Here is a 20179-nt window from a genome sequence, read left to right as displayed (position 1 = left end):
TCCCAAGGAGGCCATCATGGATAGCCGAGATTCCCTGACGCTTGAAACACCCGTCCCCACGCAAGACGGGGCGGCATTGGCGAGCTTTACGGGCGCGAGCGCATCAGCGTCAAACCCGGTGAAGGTGCTTGTTGAATTATCGCCACCGTTGATCGACGGGGAATCGAACGGCGAACTCGACCCGGCGTTGGTACCGGACGGCGCGCTGATGCGTATCCAGCCGTGGCCAGACATTTTGCTAGACGACAGGGTGACGTGGTACTGGCTGGGGCAGTCGGAGGGAGGGCAGGCCAGCGGCACCGTCACCGTGTCTGAGATCGGAGTGATTGCCGTCACCGTGCCGCGGGGTGTCATCGAAATCAACGCCAATGGCGGCGACACAGTCACCGTGCTTTATACGGTTTCCGGTGGCATTGGCGACAACGTAGAGTCGGAGCATTACGCGGTGCGTGTACTGCTGTTGCCCAACGGGCTTTACGCGCCGGTGGTGCAGGAGGCCATCGATGGCGTACTCGATCCGAACGACGCCGATCCGACCGCTACGGTCACCGTCAATCCGTATGAAGGCATGGCGCGCGACGATGTGCTCACGATCCGTTTCGCCGCAGGCACGGCAAACGAATACGTCTGGCAGGTGCCCATCACGAACAATATGGTGGGCCAACCCGTCGACAGATTCGTGCCGTATGAGGTCGTGGAAGGCTTTGAAGGACAATCCATCACGGTGAACTACACCGTCACGACGCTTGCGGGGGAAAAGGCGTCGGACGATCTCGTGATTGAAATCCGACGGGCGGCACTATGGCTCAAGCCTGTGGTGGAGGAAGCCGAGGGGCTTGAGGGCGACTATTTGCCTGCCGACGCGTATCCGAACGGCGTGACGATGACCGTGCTGAAGAACGACGATATGCAGCCGGGCGACGAAATCGAAGTGTATTGGGGGGCGGATGACGATCCTCAGCAATATCACGACAGCGTGGGTGTTGTGATTCCGATGGACTTTTCGATCCCGATCCCGAAAGCCGTCGTGGATCGCTGGATCAACCTGACGGTGCCTGTCTACTACACGATCAAGCGCGGCAACCGGGTGTTTCACTCGGAAGTGCTGAATTTGCGTGTCGCCTTCGAATTGCCCGCCGTGGAGGCTCCGACCGTGGAAGATGCACCGGACGGAGTGCTTAAACCGATGGATGCGCGTCAGGGCGCGACGGTCAATATCGCCTACGACGGGATGTTGCCAACCGATTCGATTCAACTGAACTGGGATGGCGATGTGAGTTTCGCGCCGGTGGCGGGCGACGAGGGCGGAACGGTGAGCGTTGTTGTGCCGCCGGGCAAAGTCGCACTAGTGGTGGGGCAAACGATCCCGGTGTCCTATACCGTCACGCGCAACGACACCGTGACCGAGTCGGGCGTGCTCGACCTGACGGTAAGTGCGTTCCTCCCGGCCAATCTGCCGATCTCGAACATCGTCGAGTCGAAGAGCGGAGTGCTGAATCTTGCGGAGTTCGAAGGGGACGCGACCGCGCGCCTGAATGCGTGGCCGTTGATGGCTGCCGGTCAGCGCCTCTGGTGGCGAGTTCACGGAACACAGACGACCGACAGGCCGATCCTGTTTACGCTCGAGAGCGGCTACGCGATCACCGAGGCCGAAGTCGGTAGCCGCGTTGACCGGGTACTGCGGCGTGTCGATATCGAAAAACTTAAAGACGGTTCGGACCTGCGGATCGAGGCGAAGGTGACGTTCGACGGCAGTAGTGTCGAGGCCGAAGCAGTGACGTTCCGCGAGCGCACGTTGCGTGTCTCGCACGGCTTGTCGCTGCCTGAACCGGTGGTACTCGATGCACCGGAAGGCGAACTCGACGCCATCGATGCCGTGGACGGCATCACCGTGCGGGTGAGCTACGAGGACATGGAGACGTCGGACCTCATCGAGCTGGTGCTCGACGGGCGACCGGATTTCGGTCAAGTGGCGGGGGATGCGTCGGGCACGGTCGACATTGAAGTGCCGGCGGCGGAGATCGTCCCCTATATCGGAAAGTCGGTGCAGGTGTTTTATCGGGTGTTGCGCAGGGGCGTGTATAGCGCGTCAGGGGTTCTGAGCCTTACCGTCAGCCCGTTCGAGGCGGACGAGCTAGAAGCGCCGGTGATTCCGCAGGCAGCGAACGGTGTGCTGAGACTGACGAGCTTCACTGGAGACGCACAGGTCGACGCTGCGCCGTGGCCGGGGATTGCGGCGGGACAACGGGTTTGGTTGCGTTGCTACGGCACGCTGGCGAATGGGCAAAGCGATGTGATCGAGTTGGCGCTGGCGTCGTCCGTCATGGACGATGAGGTCACGGCGGGGCTCACGCGTGCGCTGGCTCGGGCACGGCTCATGGCGCTGCAAAACAACTCTTCCTTGCGCGTTGAGATGAAGGTGGCGTTCGATGGTGGTAACGACGAGGCGCAGGCACTGCTTTTCCCGACGCTCACGGTGCAGGTGCAGCAAGTGCCCGAATTTGTCATCTCGCCGTCGCCAATGACGCTGAACGGACTCGCGGTGAACGAGCCAAGCTGGCCTTGGAAAGCCGATGCCCCGGGCAATGTTCAGACGCGTCCGGCGAGTGGTGGCGTGCCGCCTTACACCTATCAATCCAGCCGGCCGTCAGTGGCTAGCGTGAACGCGTCCGGCAGGGTCGTTGGCGAAGGTAACGGCAGCGCAACGATCACAGTCACGGACCGTGCCGGAAATTCGGGGTCGTACTCTGTCACTGTTAGTAACGTGTACAAGGTGGAGTGGAATATCCACAATGCCCCCAGTATGACTGCGTATGAAGCCAACGCATGGCGGGACAGTGTCGGAGGGCGCGGACTTGGTATGGTGGAGATGGAGCTGATAAACCAAACCCGAAGGATCGCGTCTTGGGGCGGGGGCAGTTACGTAACCTGGAGCTGCTCACCAGGAAACTGCGGCAGTGGTAAATCGATGACAGTTCATGACTACCGGCATACGCAAATTATTATGTACTACTGCGTTGCTAACGACTACAGCCACATGAAAAAGGCCATGTGCCTTGTCCCGAAGAACGGCTAGCCGCTGGCCGCCAAGTCGAGCATTCTCTGGCATTGATCTTCGCCCCATCGGGTGCTGCGATCACCGCGCAGCACCCGATGCCACTCACATTACAAAAATGTAATCCAGCGTTAATGCTGGCGTTGGTGTGCGCTTCTTACGATGGTACCCATCAAGCGTCGACTGCTTGATGTTTCCTTAGTGATGTCAACAAAAGGGGTACCAAATGCACAAGCGCCTTCTTCTTTCCACCGCGATTGGCATGGGCTTGCTGATCACTGCGTCGGTACAAGCGTCGGCTCGTTACGACAACAACCTGCCCATGTTCGAATCGGGACCGTCGACGAGCCGGGTCGACGTCGAGACGCAGCGCAATGCGTTGCACGCCAACGGTGTACCGGTGGCCTCCACGCTCAAAGCGCTGCAATCGACGCAGTCGAAATCGACCGTGACGCGTGCGCAGGTTCGTCAGGAACTTGAGGCCGCATTGGAGCAAGGTCTGCTGGATCAGCCGGACTCGGTGTACCCGCGCCTGCCAACGAACTGATGGCAGCTGTCGCCATGAAGAAACTGATCGTCTCGATGTGCCTGACGCTCAGCGGCGTTGGCATGTCTGCGGCCTTCGCGCAGACGACCGCTGCCGCAGTGGCGTCGCCCGAATCGGCGCTCACACTCGAACAGGCCATGCGTCTCGCGCTGGAGAACAACATTGCCCTTCGGCTGGCACGCCGGGAAATCGATGCGCAGTCTGGCGCGCTTCTCCAGGCCGGTGCCCGTCCGAATCCGGACTTCTCCGTGACACAGGAGGACTTCCGACGGGACTCGCGCACGACCACCGCGCAGTTGACCCAACCCATCGAACTCGCCGGAAAGCGGGGCTACCGAATCGAAGCGGCCGCCGCAGCGCAGCGTGTCGCAACGCTCGATGCGCAGAGTAGCGAGGTCGCGATCAGAAGCGAGGTGATCGCGCGCTACTTCGAGACGTTAGCGGCCACGGAGCTGGTCACGCTGGCGTCGGAGACGGCGAAAATCGCAGAGGAAACGCACATTGCCGCGAAGCGCCGCGTGCAGGCGGGGAAGGTTTCTCCGGTAGACGAAGGACGTGCTGAAATCGCCGCGAATAACGCGAGCATCGAACTCGCCACTGCCCAGGCGGCGCTCACGCGTACGCGCGCCCGGCTCGCGCAGTCGCTCGGCATTGCCGACACGACATTGCCCGGCACCCTTCAGGGCAACCTGGAGACACTGCCGAGATTGCCCGCCTTGTCCTCGCTCTCCAATGCGCTGGATTCGACGCCGACTGTGCAATCAGCCAGCGAAGAGATCGTTCGTCGTACCGCGCTCTCCCGGCTGGAGAGCGCACAACGCGTGCCCGACGTGAGCGTCACGCTCGGACTCAAGCGAGTGACCGATAGCGGACGCACGGACAATCAGGCCGTTGTCGGTCTCTCGATCCCGCTGCCGATCTTCGATACCCGGCGAGGCGCATCGATGGAGGCCGCGCAACGCGCCGAAATGGCACGCGATGCCTACGCTGGCGTTCGCCAGCAGCAGCAGGCGGCATTGCTCAGTGCGAACGCCGAGTTCGTGTCGACGCGTGAGGCAAGTCTGCGTCTGCGCGATCAGATATTGCCGCAGGCGCAAAGCGCCTACGACGCCACGCGCAGGGGCTTCCTCCTGGGCAAGTTCGGGTTCCTCGATGTGCTCGATGCACAACGCACGCTCGCGCAGGCCCGCTCCCAATACATCAACGCCGTCGCCAACGTCTACAACGCCTATGCCGCCGTGAGTGTGGCGGTCGGTGGCACCGTCGACGGCGTCGCGCTCCTGTCACCCGAAGTCGTGACGCAACCCTTCGTTCAGTGAGGATTCGACGTGCAAGGAAAGAAGAAGCTATTGACCGTGGGGGCCGCCGTTGCGCTGTGCGTCGGCGTTGGCGTTGGCATCGCTGTCGCGACACAGGGCAAGTCGGCGACCGACACCGCCCCGTCTGCGAAGGTGCAGGGCGATGAGGATCACGCCGATCATGGCAAAGAGGGAGGCAATGAGGCGGGCAAGGAGGGGGCCGAAGCGACCGCACATGGCAACGCGAAAGATGACGACGAAGGCACGGTGAGCCTCACCGACGCGCAACGTACAGCCGCAGGCATCGACATCAAAACCGCAGGCACCGCCCGCATCGCAGAACAGATGGAATTGCCGGGGGAGATCCGTTTCAACGAAGACAGGACGGGACACATCGTGCCGCGCGTGAGTGGCATCGTGGAGCGTGTCAATGTCGTGCTTGGCCAGCAGGTCAAGCGTGGCGACGTACTCGCCGTGCTCTCCAGCACGCAGGTGTCGGAGCAGCGCGCCGAACTGCTCACGGCACAGGAAAGACGTGCCGCGGCTGCGACGACGCTCGCACGCGAGAAGTTGTTGTGGGAAGAGAAGATTTCGGCGGAGCAGGATTACCTCCAGGCACAGCAAGCGCTTCGAGAGGCCGATATCACGCTGCGAAATGCCCGTCATAAGCTGGACGCCGTCGGGGCCGGTGCGCAAGGGGCAAGCGGCTTGAGCCGCTTCGAATTGCGCGCGCCGTTCGACGGCACGATCGTCGCCAAACATGCGGCGTTGGGAGAGGCCGTCACTGAAGCGACCAACCTGTTTACGCTGTCCGATCTTGCCACGGTCTGGACCGAGATCGCCGTGCCTGCGCAGTCCTTGGGCGCGGTGCGTGTCGGGACACCGGTGCTCGTGCGGGCGACGGCGTTCGAGTCGCAAGCGAAGGGCAGCATCGCGAACGTTGACTCGCTGCTGGGCGAGCAAACGCGTACGGCGAAAGCGCGCGTCGTTCTCGATAATCCGGAGCGGACGTGGCGGCCGGGCGTTTTCGTCAATGTCGTCATCGGCACGCGCGAGGCGCAGGTGCCGGTTGCGGTGACGGCCGACGCGATCCAGAACGTCGAAGGACGCACCGTGGTCTTCGTCAAAACCGACGAAGGCTTCAAAGCCACTCCGGTCGAGACCGGACGCAAGGATGCCGAGTTTGTCGAAATCGTCAGCGGCTTGCAGGCAGACACGCCGTATGCGGCAGCGAATAGCTTCGTCCTCAAAGCGGAGCTCGGCAAAAGCACCGCAGAGCATGGCCACTGATCGACGGGACACGACGTATGTTCGAACGCATTATTCAATTCGCGATTACGCACCGTTGGCTGACGCTCATCGTCACGCTGGCCATCGCCCTCGCAGGCGTGTTTTCGTATCAACGGCTGCCCATCGACGCCGTACCCGACATCACAAACGTTCAGGTGCAGATCAATACTAACGTGCCGGGCTACTCGCCGCTGGAGGCCGAGCAGCGCGTCACGTTCCCCATTGAAGCCGCCATGTCCGGCCTGCCGGGGCTGGAGCAAACGCGCTCCATGTCGCGATACGGGTTGTCGCAGATCACCGTGATCTTCAAGGACGGAACCGACGTTTATTTCGCGCGGCAACTGGTGAATGAACGTATCGGGCAAGCGAAGGCGAAATTGCCCGATGGCATCAATCCCGAGATGGGGCCGATTTCGACGGGGCTCGGCGAGATTTACCTGTGGACGGTCGAGGCGAGTCCCGAGGCGCGCAAGCCGGACAACACGCCTTATACGTCGACGGACTTGCGCGAGATCCAGGACTGGGTTATCAAGCCGCAATTGCGCAGCGTGCCCGGCGTGACCGAGATCAACACGATTGGCGGTTTCGCGAAGGAGTATCAGGTTGCGCCCGACCCTGCGCGGCTCAATGCCTACGGACTCACGTTCGCAGCAGTCGTGCAGGCACTGGAGCGAAACAACGCTAACGTGGGCGCGGGCTACATCGAGCGGCGCGGCGAGCAGTATCTGATTCGTGTGCCGGCGCAGGTCCGCAATACGGACGATATCGGCAATGTCGTGCTCAACAATGTGGGCGGCGTGCCGGTCAGGGTGAAGGATGTTGCCGACGTTTCCCTCGGCCGCGAACTCCGCACAGGCGCGGCCACGGAGAACGGTCGCGAAGTCGTGCTCGGCACGGTCTTCATGCTGATCGGCGAGAACAGCCGGACGGTGTCGCGTGCGGTGTCGGAAAAGATCACCACGATCAACAAGAGTCTGCCTGCCGGTGTCTCCGCCGTCCCGGTCTATGACCGCACGGTGCTGGTAGAGAAGGCGATTGCGACCGTCAAGAAGAACCTGCTTGAGGGGGCGGCGCTCGTCATCGCCATCTTGTTCCTGTTCCTCGGAAACCTGCGTGCCGCGCTGATCACTGCGATGGTGATTCCGCTGGCCATGCTCATGACCTTCACGGGCATGGCCGCGACCCGTGTCAGCGCGAATCTGATGAGTCTGGGCGCACTCGACTTCGGCATCATCGTGGATGGTGCCGTGGTGATCGTCGAAAACTGTGTTCGCCGTCTGGCGCACGCCCAGCAGGCGGCGGGGCGTCCGCTGCTGCTTCGGGAGCGACTGACCGAAGTCTTCGCCGCCGCCCGGGAGGCGCGTCGTCCGCTGCTCTTCGGGCAGGCGATCATCATGGTGGTGTATCTGCCGATCTTTGCGCTCACCGGCGTGGAAGGCAAGATGTTCCATCCGATGGCCATGACGGTGATGATGGCGCTGGCCGCCGCGATGGTGCTGTCCGTCACGTTCATTCCCGCTGCGGTTGCTGCGTTCATCGGTCATCGTGTGTCGGAGAAGGAGAACCGCATGATGGGGTTCGCCAAGCGCACCTATGCGCCGGCGCTCGACTGGGCGCTTGCGAATGGACGCACCGTGCTGATGGGGGCGAGTGTCACGGTGGTGCTGACGCTGGGCCTGTCCACACGACTTGGCAGCGAGTTCATGCCGAGCCTGAACGAAGGCGACCTCTCCATTCAGGCGCTGCGTATCCCGGGAACCAGCCTGACCCAATCCGTTCAGATGCAGCAACAGTTGGAAAAGGCGCTGGTCTCGCAGCTCCCGGAAATCGAGCGGGTGTTCGCGAGAACGGGGACGGCGGAAGTGGCGTCCGACCCGATGCCGCCGAACATCTCCGATGGCTACATCATGCTCAAGCCGAAGTCCGCGTGGCCGGACCCGAACAAGTCCCGTGAGCAGCTCATTGAAGAAGTCACGCGCATCGCCCAGTCGATTCCCGGTAGCAATTACGAGTTCTCGCAGCCGATTCAACTGCGCTTTAACGAGCTGATTTCCGGGGTTCGAAGCGATGTGGCGGTGAAGGTCTTCGGCGACGACATGAACGTGCTCAACGACGTCGCCAACCGTATCAGCACCCGTCTTCAGACGATTCCGGGAGCAACGGAGGTGAAGGTCGAACAGACGGTGGGGTTGCCGATGCTGACGATCAACGTCGACCGGGCAAAGATCGCCCGGTACGGGGTGAACGTCGCCGATGTGCAGGACACGGTGGCCGCAGCACTCGGCGGACAGACCGCAGGCACCTTGTTCCAGGGCGACCGCCGGTTCAGCATCGTTGTGAGGCTGCCGGATGGCTTGCGCGAAAACATCGACGCCATTCGCCGTCTGCCGATTGCGCTGCCTGCTGGAGCTACAGGCGCTACTGGCGCTGCGGTTGCGGGTGCACCGGGTGATGTCATCGGTGCAGAAGGCCCGGCGTTGCGGCCCGCGTTCATCCCCTTGTCTGAGGTCGCGACGCTGGATCTCGCGCCCGGTCCCAACCAGATCAGTCGCGAAGACGGCAAGCGCCGGATTGTCGTGAGTGCCAACGTTCGCGGCCGGGATCTCGGATCGTTCGTGGAGGACGCGCGTGTCGAGATCGACAAGGTGAGCGTGCCTGCCGGCTACTGGACGGCCTGGGGCGGGCAGTTCGAGCAACTTCAGTCCGCCTCGAACCGGCTGAAGGTCGTCGTGCCTCTGGCGCTGTTGCTGGTGTTCGGTCTGCTGTTCGCGATGTTCAACAACGTACGCGATGGCCTGATCGTCTTCACCGGGATTCCGTTTGCGCTGTGCGGCGGTCTGGTGGCGCTCTGGCTGCGCGGCATACCGCTCTCGATTACCGCGGCCGTCGGCTTTATCGCGCTGTCGGGCGTGGCGGTGCTCAACGGACTCGTGCTGATATCCTTTATCCGCAATCTGCGTGACGAAGGCCGTTCGTTGGACGAGGCGGTCAGAGAAGGTGCGCTGACGCGTCTGCGCCCGGTGCTGATGACCGCGCTGGTCGCATCGCTCGGCTTCGTGCCGATGGCGATTGCCACGGGGACCGGTGCAGAGGTTCAACGCCCGCTTGCGACGGTGGTCATTGGCGGCATCTTGTCTTCGACGGCGCTCACGCTCCTCGTGCTCCCGGTGCTGTACCAGATGATCGGCCGGCGTGAAGGGCAGCCCGGTCTGGGGCGCTGGGTGCAGGGACTGCGCCGTCGTGCGCCTGAGCAGGCTTAATTGGTAAGGACATGTAGAGATGCGCATCCTTGTCGTCGAAGACGAATACAAGACCAGTCAGTATCTGAAGAAGGGGCTCTCCGAAGCGGGCTACGTCGTCGACGTCGCGGGCGACGGCATCGACGGCCTGCATATGGCGGTGACGGGGGCGTATGACCTCGTCGTGCTCGACGTCATGCTGCCGGGCAAGGACGGGTGGGAGGTGCTGACGCAGTTGCGTGCGCAGCGCCATACCGCCGTGCTGTTCCTGACGGCGCGCGACGATCTCGGCGACCGCGTCAAAGGGCTGGATCTCGGCGCGGACGACTACATGACGAAGCCGTTCGCGTTCGCCGAGTTGCTGGCCCGGATTCGTACGATATTGCGCCGCGGCCGCACGCGCGAGCCGGACGTGCTCAACGTCGGCGATCTGGAGTTGAACCTGTTAGGGCACAAAGCGACCCGTCAGGGCATCAGCATTGCGCTGACGGCCAAGGAGTTTCTGTTGCTCGCGCTGCTCATGCGACGCCAGGGCGAGATCCTGCCGCGAAGCCTGATTGCGTCGCAGGTGTGGGACGTCAACTTCGATAGCGACACCAACATCGTCGATGTGACGCTGCGGCGTCTGCGGGCGAAAATCGACGATCCCTTCGACACGAAACTCATCCATACCATTCGGGGCATGGGGTACGTGATGGAGTCTCGCGAGGCGAACGTCTGATGGGCGGTCCGATGGGCGGTCTGAAGGGAGGCATTGCGCAGAGCCACCGTCCGGCCCGTTCCCTGCGCGCGCGACTGACGTATCTGGTGGCCGGTTGCATGTTCAGCGTGCTGGCGTTGATGCTGACCTATCAGTACTTCGCGCTGGCCGACAAGCTGCGGGTGAGGGCGCATCAGGATTTGCTCGGCACGGTCAATGCCTTGAGATCCGAGTTGAGCGGCATCTCGACGAAAAACCAGATCGGCGAAGAGCCGCGCCGCTGGTACGACGCCACGCACGGGCATCAAAACCTGGATTTCGCCGTGCTCGACGGGAATGGCAAGGCGCTCATTGCCAGTCGCGGCTATCGGGCACCGGACGTGCAGTTAAAACCCGTGGACAGCGCGAAGGTGTCGCATGAACGCGACGTCCAGAAGGTCGTCAACGCGGATCTGGGCGTGGCACTGCAGTATGTCGCGGCAGACGGCATCGTCGGCGGCAGCGGCGAGCGGGTCACGATCGTGGTGCAGCTCGATCCGCGAGATCAGGTCAGCGTGCTCTCGGGGTTTGCTTTGACGGCGGTTGCAGCCCAGATCATGGGCACGCTGCTGGTGGGCGCGATGGCGTACTGGCTCGTCACCGTCGGGCTTCGGCCGCTGCGCAAACTCACATTGGCCGCCGAGCAGGTGTCGAGCGAGCGGCTGGGCGCGCCGCTGACCGATGACGATACACCCGCTGAACTCCACGATCTCTCGCATGCGTTCAACCGCATGCTGGCCCGACTGAACGAGTCGTTCACCCGGCTATCGCAGTTCTCGTCCGACCTCGCCCACGACCTGCGCACGCCGCTGTCCAATCTGATGGGGGAGGCGCAAGTAGCGCTCACGCGTGAGCGCACCCCGGCCGAGTACAAAGCCATACTGGCGTCGAGCATCGAGGAATGCGAGCGGCTGTCGCACATGATTTCGTCGATGCTCTTTCTTGCACGGGCGGAATCTGCCTACACGGAGATCAAACGGTCGCTCACCGCGCTGGACGGCATTGCGACATCGCTCGCCGACGACTTCGCGCCGATGGCCGAGGACGTCGGCGTGACGATTCGCGTCAGCGGCCGGGCGCATGCCGACGTGGACCGGGGGCTGGTGCGCCGGGCGCTCTCCAACGTCATGGTCAATGCGATGCGCCACGCGCATGCCGGTTCGATCGTCGACATCCGATGCGTTGCGACCCCTGAGACAAGCGAAATCCACGTTCACAACCGTGGCGACGTGATCCCCCCAGAGCATTTGCCCAGAATCTTCGACCGTCTGTATCGCGTCGATGCCTCCCGGCATAGCGAGGGGGACGCCATGAGCGCCGGCACGGGGCTTGGCCTGGCCATCGTCAAATCCATCATGGAACTGCATGGCGGAACGGTCAGCGCCCGCAGTGGCGAGGCCGAAGGCACCACGTTTGTGCTCCGGTTTCCGGCGGCAGAACGAGGGCGCGAGCCATAGCGGGTGCCAAAACAACGCGTTTTAACAGGGCGGCGGCGCAGGCATGCTGACCGGACGTGTGGCCGAATCGCTCGCCGGACGCATGGGCATCGATCCGGCGACCGCGTCGACCGTGGCGGCCGCCGCAACGCCTTACATCGTCGCGTTCCTTAAGGAAAAGTTCGCCTGAGCTTACGCTGCGCGGGCGCCCCAGATCTTTTTTCGATTCAACATGAGCGGGATTGCGCCGATCGCGATCCCGCCCATACCGACGATGTTCGTCACCCAGTCGAACGTCGGCACGCTGTAGAGCGCAATAAAGAAAAGAAAAACACCGCTGACCACTGGCCAGATAACGTGCGTCACGGCCACCCACGGGCTCTGTGTGAGCGTCTTGCGGTAGTACCATCCGCACGCCATCCCCGTCAGCCCAAGATAGAAGCAGATCTGAAAGCCGATGGCGGTGATCGAATCCTGAAGGATGACGTTGATGGTCGGCAGATACGATGACATCAGCAGCAACACCATCCCGGCGACCCAGATGAAGAAGATGGCCACGTGCGGTGTCTGCCAGCGCGGATGCAACCGCGCGTAACGCGGGTGCAGCGCACCGTCGCGGCTCTTCGCGAAAAGGGTGCGCGTGAATTGCAGCACCTGCGTCTCGACCGTCCCCACCGTGCTTAGCAAAACGGCGACGATCGCCACATAGCCCCACGTCGGCCCGAAGAGCTTTTCCGCAATCGCGAAAATGATGTTCGTGTTGTAGTGCTGGATTTCGGCATCGGATAGCCCCAGCAGCGCGATGACGATGAAGATCAGGAAGAACACCATCAGAAACACCATCGACCAGAACGCCGCACGTCCCGGCGTGCGATTCGAGTCGCGTGTTTCTTCGCTGAGATTCATGGTGACGTCCCAGCCGTAGAAAAAGAAGATCGACACCAGTGCGCTGTTGGCGAAGGCCTGCGGTGTGAAAGCTAGCGGGGAGAACCAGGACAGCGAGAACGCGTGCTGTGGCGCATGTGGGAAGACGAAGAAACTTGCCACGATGATCGCGAACAGGATCACGCCTTCTACGATCGTCATCAATACCTGCACATGGCTCGTCAGCTTGATGCCCTTGACGACGACTGCGCTCACGAAGGTGAGCCACGCCGCGGCGATGAGCGTCACGTCGTGGACGTTGTTCATCATGGGCCGGTCGAAGATGAGCAGTGTGGCATTCGCCGCCGGGATCATGGCCGACACCATGAACACGCAGCACAACACCAGCAGCGCCCAGCCCGCGAAGAAGCCCAGCGTGCGCCCGAATACCATGCTGACCCACGAGTAGGACGTCCCGGCGCTCGCCAGCGCCCGATTCATGTTGATGAATGCGTAGGCAATGCCGAACATGATCAGCCCGCACACCAGAATGCTCGCGGGCGACAGGGTACCTGCCGTGCCGATGATCGTGGATGTCGTGATCTCGATGCTGTATGCCGGTGCGGTGCCGGCGATCCCCATGATCACGGACTCGGTGATCCCGAGCGAATCGGCGTTGAGCTTGACGGGCTGGTCCATCGGCGCACGACCCTCGGAACGGTGAATGGGTGATCCGACTTTTACTCCGTCCCTAATTCCCCGGCAAGTCAGGGGTTGCCCGAGAGACTCGGCGTGCGTCACCGCCATTCAGGCCGACGGATTTTCCCGTCCGCCTTATTCGCTGTAGGCGGACGCTGGCCGGGTAGTGTCATCAATCCAGCCCGCCCTGGCAGACGTACTTGATCGACAGATAGTCGTCGAGCCCATACTTCGAGCCCTCGCGTCCATAGCCGGAGGACTTCACGCCGCCGAACGGCGCGGCTTCGCTCGAGACGGCGCCTTCGTTCATGCCGATGACACCGGCTTCGAGACGCCGTGCCACTCGCTCGGCACGGCGCATGTTCTGCGTGTAGAAGTAGGCGGCCAGCCCGAACGGCGTGTCGTTGGCGCGTTGAATCACTTCGTCCTCGGTGTCGAAACGGAACAGCGGTACCACCGGCCCAAAGGTTTCCTCACGGCTGACGAGCATCTCGTCGTTCGCATCGGCCAGCACGGTCGGTGCGAAGTAGTGCGGCCCGAGCGACGGCAGCGTCGTGCCGCCTGTCAGCGTGCGGGCGCCATGCGAGCGCGCATCTTCGACATGACGGCTGATCTTCTCCACGGCCCGACGATTGATCATCGGGCCGATCTGCGCCTGGGCGTCGCTGGCCGGTGCCACATGCAGCGCACTCACACGCTGCGACAGCAACTCAGCAAACCTGTCGTAGACACCCGCTTGCACATACACCCGATTCGGGCACACGCACGTTTGTCCGCCATTGCGGAACTTCGACGCCATCAGGCCCGTGACCGCCGCTTCGAGATCGGCATCGTCGAACACGATGAACGGTGCGTTCCCGCCGAGTTCGAGTGACAGCTTCTTGAGCGTGCCCGCCGATTCGCGTGCGAGATGCACCCCAACCGCCGTCGACCCGGTGAATGTCACCTTGCGCACGCGTTCGTCGGCGAGCCAATCCGCCACGGCGTCAATGCCTTGCGTGCGCGACGCCGTGATCATGTTCAGCACGCCCGGCGGCACACCGGCTTCGAGGGCCAGCGCCGCGAGGGCGAGCGCGGTGAGGGGCGTGTCTTCGGCGGGCTTTGCAACCACGGTGCAGCCCACGGCAAGCGCCGGGGCAATCTTGCGGGCAATCATCGCGAGCGGGAAATTCCACGGCGTGATGGCGGCGACGACGCCAATGGGCTCCTTCACCGCCGACATGCGCTTGCCGGGCTGTTGTTGCGGAATCAGGTCGCCATAGACACGCGTCGCTTCCCCCGCGAACCAGTCGACGTACGACGCCCCATATGCCACCTCCCCACGCCCCTCTGCCAGCGGCTTGCCTTGTTCGAGCGAGATGATCCGGGCCAGATCGTCGGCGTTCGCCAGCATCAGTGCGTGCCAGCGCTTGAGCACTTCGGCGCGTTCGCGCGGCAGCTTGTCGCGCCACGCGGGCAACGCGCGGTAGGCGGCGTCAGTGGCGGCGCGGGCATCGGTGGCCGTGCTGTCGGCAACGTCTGCCAGCAACGCATCGCTGGCGGGGTCGTGTACGGCGTAGCGACCGGCATCGCGGGCGTCGGTCCATTCGCCGTTGATCAGGTTCTGACGGCGCATCAAATCGGGGCGTGACAGGGAAAGCGACATTCGAATGAATCTCCGGGAAAGCGGGGGCAGAAGTTATCGGGCGCAGCCGTAGCGCATTAGCAGATGCATCAGCGGACATCAGCCGCCATTGGTCGCCATCAACCGCGCAGGGCGGCGCGCACGTCGGCGGCGTCGAGTACTTCGTCGAGTGTCGTGCGCACGCGAGCGAAGAGTTCGGCGACATCGTCCGCCGTGTAGCAAAGGGCGGGAGCGAAGCCGAGAATGTTGTCGCCGAACGCGCGGAAGATCACACCGTTGCGATACGCGGCAGCGCCGATCCGCTCGGGAAGATTGAGCGACGCGTCGAAGCGCTGGCGGGTCGACTTGTCGGCCACGAGTTCGAGCGCACCGAGCAGGCCGCGATGACGCGAGTCGCCGACCAGCGGGTGGTCGAGGAAGGCATCCAGACCGTCGGCGAATGCCCTGGCCTGCGCCTGACCGTTCGCGAGCAAGCCGCCTTCCTCATAGAGCTTCAGGCAAGCCAGGCCGATGGCCGCACTGACCGGATGCGCCGAGTACGTCTGTCCGTGACCGACGGGCGTGCCGCGTGCGGCATCGGCCAGGGCTTGATAGATGGCGTCGGACATCAGCACGGCGCCCATCGGTGCATAACCGGCGGTCAGCCCCTTGGCCAGCGTCATGAGATCGGGCGAGACGTCTTCCGCTTCGCAGGCGAACATCGGCCCGGTGCGACCGAATCCGGTGATGACTTCGTCGGCGACGAACAGAATGTCGAGCTTCTTGCAGGCGTCTCGCATGGCGCGCAGCCAGCCCTTGGGTGGCACGATCACGCCTCCTGAGCCTTGCACCGGTTCGCAGAAGAACGCGGCGACATGCTCGGCCCCCAACTCGCCGACCTTGGCTTCGAGCGCGGCGACCGACGCGGCAATGATGGCCTGCGGATCGTTGGGCGTGGCGCTGCGATAGGGATAGGGCGATGCGATGTGATGCTGTGTCGGCAACGGCAGATCGAAGTTGCGGTGAAACGCAGGCAGGGCGGTGAGTCCTGCGCCAGTCGACGACGAGCCGTGATATCCGCGCTCCAGCGCGATGAAATGCTTCTTCGACGGCTTGCCGATGGCGTTGTAGTAATGGGTGATGAAGCGCACGGCGGCGTCGACGGCATCCGACCCGCCAAGCGTGAAATACACGTGCTGCAATGACGGCGGCGCGAGTTCCACGAGCTTTTGCGCCAGCTTGATGGCCGGTGCCGAAGCGAAGCCGAAATAGCCCGTGGCGTAGGGTAGCCGGTTCAACTGCTCGGTGGCGGCCTTGACGATAGACGCCTGTCCGTAGCCGGTATTCACGCACCACAGCCCGGCAAAACCGTCGAGCAGCGCGTGTCCGTTGGCATCGTGCAGCCAGGCCCCGTTGCCGCTGGTGAGCACCGTCGCCCCTCGCGCCTCATGCGCTCGGTAGTCGGCTACAGGATGGATCAGGAACTGGCGATCGGCCTCGATCAGCGATTCGATGGACATGCGCGGTACCTCGGGAGGTGGGGAGTGGAGAGGTGGCCCCTGAGTCGCCCCAGAACAGGCCGCCGTGTCATCCCATTAAAGCTGCGCCGAAAAGGGAGGTCATCCTACGAACCGATGGAGAGGGCGCGCGATGTGTCCTGCGATGTGCACGGTATTGCGACGTGCGACGAGCGCCGGAGCATTCCGGTCGCCCGCGCAGCACGTCATCCATGATCCATCGCAGCAATCATCCACACGTCCCGCCGATTGCGCTCAGCGCAGCACCTGCGCTGCCACATCGTCGACCGCGGCGCGGGCGATGCTCACCATCTCGTCGACGTCCGCCCGCGTGGCGATCAGCGGCGGCGCGAAGCCCAGGATGTCGCCGTGCGGCATGGCACGCGCGATCATGCCGCGTGCGAGCGCGGCGGCCGAGATACGTGGACCGATCTTCATGGCGGCATCGAACGGCTGACGCGCTGCACCATCGGCCATGAATTCGACGGCGGCGAGCATGCCGACGTTGCGCACTTCCCCGACGAGCGGATGCGCGTCGAACGCGGCGTGCAGTTTCTCACCGAAGTATCGGCCGACGTCGGCGGCGTTCTGCGTCAGATTCTCGCGCGCCAGAATATCGAGATTGGCTAGTGCGGCGGCAGCGCAGATCGGATGACCCGAGTAGGTCCAGCCGTGTCCCATCGGGCCGTGTTCGCGGGCACCGCGCTCGATCACGTCCCAGACGCGTTCACCGACGATCACGCCCGAGAGCGGGGCGTAGGCGCTGGTCAGACCCTTGGCAATCGTGATGAGATCGGGCGTCATACCGTAGTGTTGCGAGCCCATCGGCGAGCCGAGGCGGCCGAAGCCGCAAACCACTTCGTCGGCAATGAGCAGAATGTCGTGACGACGCAGCACGGCCTGGATGGCGTCCCAATATCCGGCCGGCGGCGTGATGATGCCGCCGGTGCCCATCACCGGCTCGCCGATGAAAGCCGCAATCGTGTCGGCCCCTTCGCGGGCAATGAGTTTTTCGAGCTCCTCCACGCAATGCGCAACGAATGCCTGCTCGCTCATTCCCTCAGGCGCCTTGCGGTACCAGTGAGGGCACACGGTGTGATGCACGCGCTCGACCGGCAGATCGAAATGCTGGTGAAAACTCGGCAGACCCGTCAGGCTGCCGGTCACGATGCCGGAGCCGTGATAGCCGCGCTCGCGCGAGATGATCTTCTTCTTTTTCGGTCGACCCAGCACGTTGTTGTAGTACCAGACGATCTTGATCTGCGTTTCGTTGGCGTCTGACCCGGAGAGCCCGTAATACACCTTCTTCATGCCCGCAGGCGACCAGTCGATGATGCGTTTGGACAGTTCGATGATGGCGTCCGTCGAATGCCCGACGTACGTGTGATAGTAGGCGAGCGAGGTGGCCTGCTTGTGGATGGCGTCGGCCACTTCGGTGCGACCGTAGCCGATGTTCACGCAGTAAAGGCCAGCGAAGGCGTCGAGATAGCGGCGGCCCTCGTGATCTTCAATGTGCATGCCTTGTGCGGTGCGGATGATCTTGCCCGGCAGCGTGCCGCTCGCATGATCGGCCGCGTGGGTGGACGGGTGCATGAAGTGCGCGCGATCCTGCGCGAACAATTGGTCGGTCGAAGCGGCCATGGGACGTCTCCTTGATGTCGATGAAGTGAAGCAATGAGGTGGATGGGGCGTGAATGCGTCAATGCGTTGAGGACGCGAGGACGGCAAACCTGGCGTCAGGCGTGATGCACGGGGATGCCGAGATTGCCGAGGCAGAAGTACTTGGTCTCGGTGAACGGCTCGAAGCCGTCGACGCTGCCCTCGCGCCCGAGCCCGGACGCCTTCATCCCGCCGAACGGCACGGGCGCGCCGGTGAATTTCACGCCGTTCACGCTGACCATGGCGAAGTCGAGCCGCCGGATCAGTGTGAAGATTTCGTCGACGCGACGCCCGCACACGTAAGCGGCGAGGCCGTGCTCGGTGTCGTTGGCCTTCGCGATGACGTCGTCGAGCGAATCGAACGCGCATACGGCCGAAATCGGGCCGAAGTTCTCTTCGTCGTAAATGCGCATGCCGGGGGCGGCATCGGCCACTACGGTGGGGCTGTAGAACCAGCCGCCCAGCGCATGGGGCTCGCCGCCAACGGTGATCTGCGCGCCCTTGCGCCGAGCGTCGTCCACACGCTGGGCCGTCGCGTCCAATGCCGCCTGATGCATGAGCGGACCTACGTCGATGTTTTTCGCGAAGGCGGGGCCGACGCGCAGTTTCGCTACGGCCTGCGTGTAGCGATCCACGAACGCACCGTAACGCGCGCGGGCGACGAAGATGCGGTTGGCGGCGCAGCAGTCTTGTCCGGACGTCTGAAACTTTGCGGCGACGGCGATACGCACGGCCGCGTCGAGATCCACGTCGTCGAGCACGATGAACGGGGCATTGCCGCCCAGTTCGAGCGCGAGCTTCTTCACGCCGCTGCCAGCGGCAGCCTGCGCGACCAACTGACCGACGCGCGTCGAACCGGTAAAGCTCACAGCGCGTACGCGGGCGTCGCCCACGAGGGTTCGCATGGCCATATCGGGCTCGCCCAGCACCACATTGAACAGGCCCGGCGGCAGCCCGGCTTCATCGGCCAATTGCGCGAGCGCCAGCGCGCTGAACGGTGTTTCATGCGCGGGCTTCACGACGACGGCGCAACCGGCAGCCAAGGCCGCCGCCGCCTTGCGCGTAATCATCGCGAAGGGGAAATTCCAGGGCGTGATGAGTGCGGCGACGCCGACCGGTTCGCGCACGGTGCCCAGTTGGGCACCGTCGATGTGGGAGGTGATGGTGCGGCCATCGAGGCGGCAGGCTTCGTGGGCGTACCACGCGATGAAGGACGCGCCATAAGCGATTTCCCCGCGCGCCTCGCGCAACGGCTTGCCCTGCTCGCGCGAGAGAAGGATGGCAAGGTCGTCGGCATGTTGTTCGATCAGCGCATGCCAGCGCAGCAGGGTGGCACAGCGGTGTGCGGCGGGTGTCCAGCGCCACGTGGTGAAGGCCCGCTGGGCCGCGTCGACGGCAGCGCGAATCTGATCGCGCGTGAGCATCGGCACGTGGCCGAGCGTGGTTTGATCGGAAGGATCGACAACAGCGATGGACGCGGCGTCTTCGCTATGCGTCCAACGACCGTCGATGTAGCACAGCGATTTGAACAGGACCGGGTGGTCGAGCAGCATCGGCAATCTCCTGGCATGGCATTCGTTCGTCATGCAGCGATTGTCGGGGGCGAGAGGCCGATGTTTTTTCTGATCGGTGGGTGCGGGTTGTGGTTTTTTTCTGAGTTGACGGCATCACGTAGAAAAATCTTTGCGCAGCCGGTACCGAGAGCGGATCAGTCCGGATCGACCCAGCCGGGAACGGCGTTGGCGTCGTCCTTGACGACCTTCGTGACGATGTACGTGAAGTAGCGCTCGATGCCGAAGTCGGCCATCAGCAGATCGTCGATGAAGCGCTGGTAATGGTCGATGTCGCGCGCGAGCACGTGCACGATGTAGTCGACGCCCCCGCCTGTGGCATGACATTGCACGACTTCGGGGGCTTCGCGAAGGTGGGCTTCGAAGCGATTCATGTCGTGCGCGGTGTGTCGCGCGAGCGTGATTTCCACGATGATGCGGCTAACCTGCACCACGCCGCTCCAGTCGACGTCGGCACGATAGCCGCGAATGACGCCTGCCGCTTCGAGTCGTTGCACGCGCTCCCACGTGGGCGATACCGACAAGTGAATCAGTTCGGCCAGACGTGACTTGGTCATGCGGCCCTCGCGGGCCAGCACTTGAAGAATTGCGATGTCGAAGCGGTCGAGTTTCACCATAGGCGCAGCGCTGGAAGGAACGGAGGGTCAGGCAAACCTTCGGGT

At 63.2% G+C, this 20179-nt stretch carries 14 protein-coding genes; 8 read left to right on the top strand and 6 right to left on the bottom strand.

Going from position 1 to position 20179, the window contains the following annotated elements; all coding sequences use genetic code 11:
- The first annotated feature begins 16 nt into the window (after positions 1-16).
- The 8 genes from PAQ31011_RS18870 to PAQ31011_RS26925 all read left to right on the top strand — a co-directional run bounded on the left by PAQ31011_RS18870 (position 17) and on the right by PAQ31011_RS26925 (position 11794).
- Positions 17-3076 (top strand): Ig-like domain-containing protein, encoded by a 3060-nt coding sequence (locus PAQ31011_RS18870; protein WP_150577248.1) that lies wholly within the window; start codon positions 17-19, stop codon positions 3074-3076.
- 205 nt (positions 3077-3281) lie between these two features.
- Positions 3282-3602 (top strand): DUF4148 domain-containing protein, encoded by a 321-nt coding sequence (locus tag PAQ31011_RS18865; RefSeq protein ID WP_150577247.1) that lies wholly within the window; start codon positions 3282-3284, stop codon positions 3600-3602.
- A 14-nt stretch (positions 3603-3616) separates the two neighbouring features.
- Positions 3617-4921 (top strand): TolC family protein, encoded by a 1305-nt coding sequence (locus PAQ31011_RS18860; RefSeq protein WP_174990184.1) that lies wholly within the window; start codon positions 3617-3619, stop codon positions 4919-4921.
- Between the two features lie 9 nt (positions 4922-4930).
- Positions 4931-6190: an efflux RND transporter periplasmic adaptor subunit gene (locus PAQ31011_RS18855; protein WP_150577245.1), complete on the top strand. Its 1260-nt coding sequence runs from the start codon at positions 4931-4933 to the stop codon at positions 6188-6190.
- 17 nt (positions 6191-6207) lie between these two features.
- Positions 6208-9450, top strand: coding sequence for an efflux RND transporter permease subunit (locus PAQ31011_RS18850; RefSeq protein ID WP_150577244.1), 3243 nt, complete (start codon positions 6208-6210; stop codon positions 9448-9450).
- Positions 9451-9469: 19 nt separating this feature from the next.
- The gene (locus PAQ31011_RS18845; protein ID WP_150577243.1) at positions 9470-10150 is read left to right on the top strand and encodes a heavy metal response regulator transcription factor; all 681 of its coding nucleotides are present in this window, start codon (positions 9470-9472) and stop codon (positions 10148-10150) included.
- A complete protein-coding gene (locus tag PAQ31011_RS18840) occupies positions 10150-11625 on the top strand; it encodes a heavy metal sensor histidine kinase (protein WP_150577242.1) in 1476 nt (491 codons plus the stop codon). The genes PAQ31011_RS18845 and PAQ31011_RS18840 overlap by 1 nt, the downstream gene beginning before the upstream one ends.
- A 43-nt stretch (positions 11626-11668) precedes the next feature.
- Complete coding sequence (locus PAQ31011_RS26925) at positions 11669-11794, top strand: hypothetical protein (RefSeq protein ID WP_281350013.1); 126 nt, start codon at positions 11669-11671, stop codon at positions 11792-11794.
- Positions 11795-11796: 2 nt separating this feature from the next.
- On the opposite strand, the gene PAQ31011_RS18835 is transcribed toward PAQ31011_RS26925, so the two are convergent.
- The 6 genes from PAQ31011_RS18835 to PAQ31011_RS18810 all read right to left on the bottom strand — a co-directional run bounded on the left by PAQ31011_RS18835 (position 11797) and on the right by PAQ31011_RS18810 (position 20134).
- Positions 11797-13167: an APC family permease gene (locus PAQ31011_RS18835; RefSeq protein WP_150577241.1), complete on the bottom strand. Its 1371-nt coding sequence runs from the start codon at positions 13165-13167 to the stop codon at positions 11797-11799.
- A 172-nt stretch (positions 13168-13339) separates the two neighbouring features.
- Positions 13340-14812 carry an NAD-dependent succinate-semialdehyde dehydrogenase gene (locus PAQ31011_RS18830; RefSeq protein WP_150577240.1) on the bottom strand — a complete coding sequence of 491 codons (1473 nt, stop codon included), beginning with the start codon at positions 14810-14812 and terminating at the stop codon, positions 13340-13342.
- Positions 14813-14910: 98 nt separating this feature from the next.
- The gene (locus PAQ31011_RS18825) at positions 14911-16290 is read right to left on the bottom strand and encodes an aspartate aminotransferase family protein (protein ID WP_150577239.1); all 1380 of its coding nucleotides are present in this window, start codon (positions 16288-16290) and stop codon (positions 14911-14913) included.
- A 252-nt stretch (positions 16291-16542) separates the two neighbouring features.
- A complete protein-coding gene (locus PAQ31011_RS18820; RefSeq protein WP_150577238.1) occupies positions 16543-17928 on the bottom strand; it encodes an aspartate aminotransferase family protein in 1386 nt (461 codons plus the stop codon).
- Between the two features lie 95 nt (positions 17929-18023).
- On the bottom strand, positions 18024-19499 hold the full coding sequence (locus PAQ31011_RS18815) for an NAD-dependent succinate-semialdehyde dehydrogenase (RefSeq protein ID WP_150577237.1): 1476 nt from the start codon (positions 19497-19499) through the stop codon (positions 18024-18026).
- A 155-nt stretch (positions 19500-19654) separates the two neighbouring features.
- The gene (locus PAQ31011_RS18810) at positions 19655-20134 is read right to left on the bottom strand and encodes an Lrp/AsnC family transcriptional regulator (RefSeq protein ID WP_150577236.1); all 480 of its coding nucleotides are present in this window, start codon (positions 20132-20134) and stop codon (positions 19655-19657) included.
- Between the last annotated feature and the right edge of the window lie 45 nt (positions 20135-20179).

Source organism: Pandoraea aquatica (assembly GCF_902459565.1).
GTDB classification, from domain to species: domain Bacteria; phylum Pseudomonadota; class Gammaproteobacteria; order Burkholderiales; family Burkholderiaceae; genus Pandoraea; species Pandoraea aquatica.
Note: the sequence above shows the minus strand (reverse complement) of the source record. Positions and strands in the feature narration are given on the sequence as shown.

Coding starts and splice junctions, on each gene's coding strand:
- PAQ31011_RS18870 (WP_150577248.1), top strand. CDS start 17: ATGGATAGCCGAGATTCCCTGACGCTTGAAACACCCGTCCCCACGCAA.
- PAQ31011_RS18865 (WP_150577247.1), top strand. CDS start 3,282: ATGCACAAGCGCCTTCTTCTTTCCACCGCGATTGGCATGGGCTTGCTG.
- PAQ31011_RS18860 (WP_174990184.1), top strand. CDS start 3,617: ATGAAGAAACTGATCGTCTCGATGTGCCTGACGCTCAGCGGCGTTGGC.
- PAQ31011_RS18850 (WP_150577244.1), top strand. CDS start 6,208: ATGTTCGAACGCATTATTCAATTCGCGATTACGCACCGTTGGCTGACG.
- PAQ31011_RS18845 (WP_150577243.1), top strand. CDS start 9,470: ATGCGCATCCTTGTCGTCGAAGACGAATACAAGACCAGTCAGTATCTG.
- PAQ31011_RS18840 (WP_150577242.1), top strand. CDS start 10,150: ATGGGCGGTCCGATGGGCGGTCTGAAGGGAGGCATTGCGCAGAGCCAC.
- PAQ31011_RS26925 (WP_281350013.1), top strand. CDS start 11,669: ATGCTGACCGGACGTGTGGCCGAATCGCTCGCCGGACGCATGGGCATC.
- PAQ31011_RS18835 (WP_150577241.1), bottom strand. CDS start 13,167: ATGGACCAGCCCGTCAAGCTCAACGCCGATTCGCTCGGGATCACCGAG.
- PAQ31011_RS18830 (WP_150577240.1), bottom strand. CDS start 14,812: ATGTCGCTTTCCCTGTCACGCCCCGATTTGATGCGCCGTCAGAACCTG.
- PAQ31011_RS18825 (WP_150577239.1), bottom strand. CDS start 16,290: ATGTCCATCGAATCGCTGATCGAGGCCGATCGCCAGTTCCTGATCCAT.
- PAQ31011_RS18820 (WP_150577238.1), bottom strand. CDS start 17,928: ATGGCCGCTTCGACCGACCAATTGTTCGCGCAGGATCGCGCGCACTTC.
- PAQ31011_RS18815 (WP_150577237.1), bottom strand. CDS start 19,499: ATGCTGCTCGACCACCCGGTCCTGTTCAAATCGCTGTGCTACATCGAC.
- PAQ31011_RS18810 (WP_150577236.1), bottom strand. CDS start 20,134: ATGGTGAAACTCGACCGCTTCGACATCGCAATTCTTCAAGTGCTGGCC.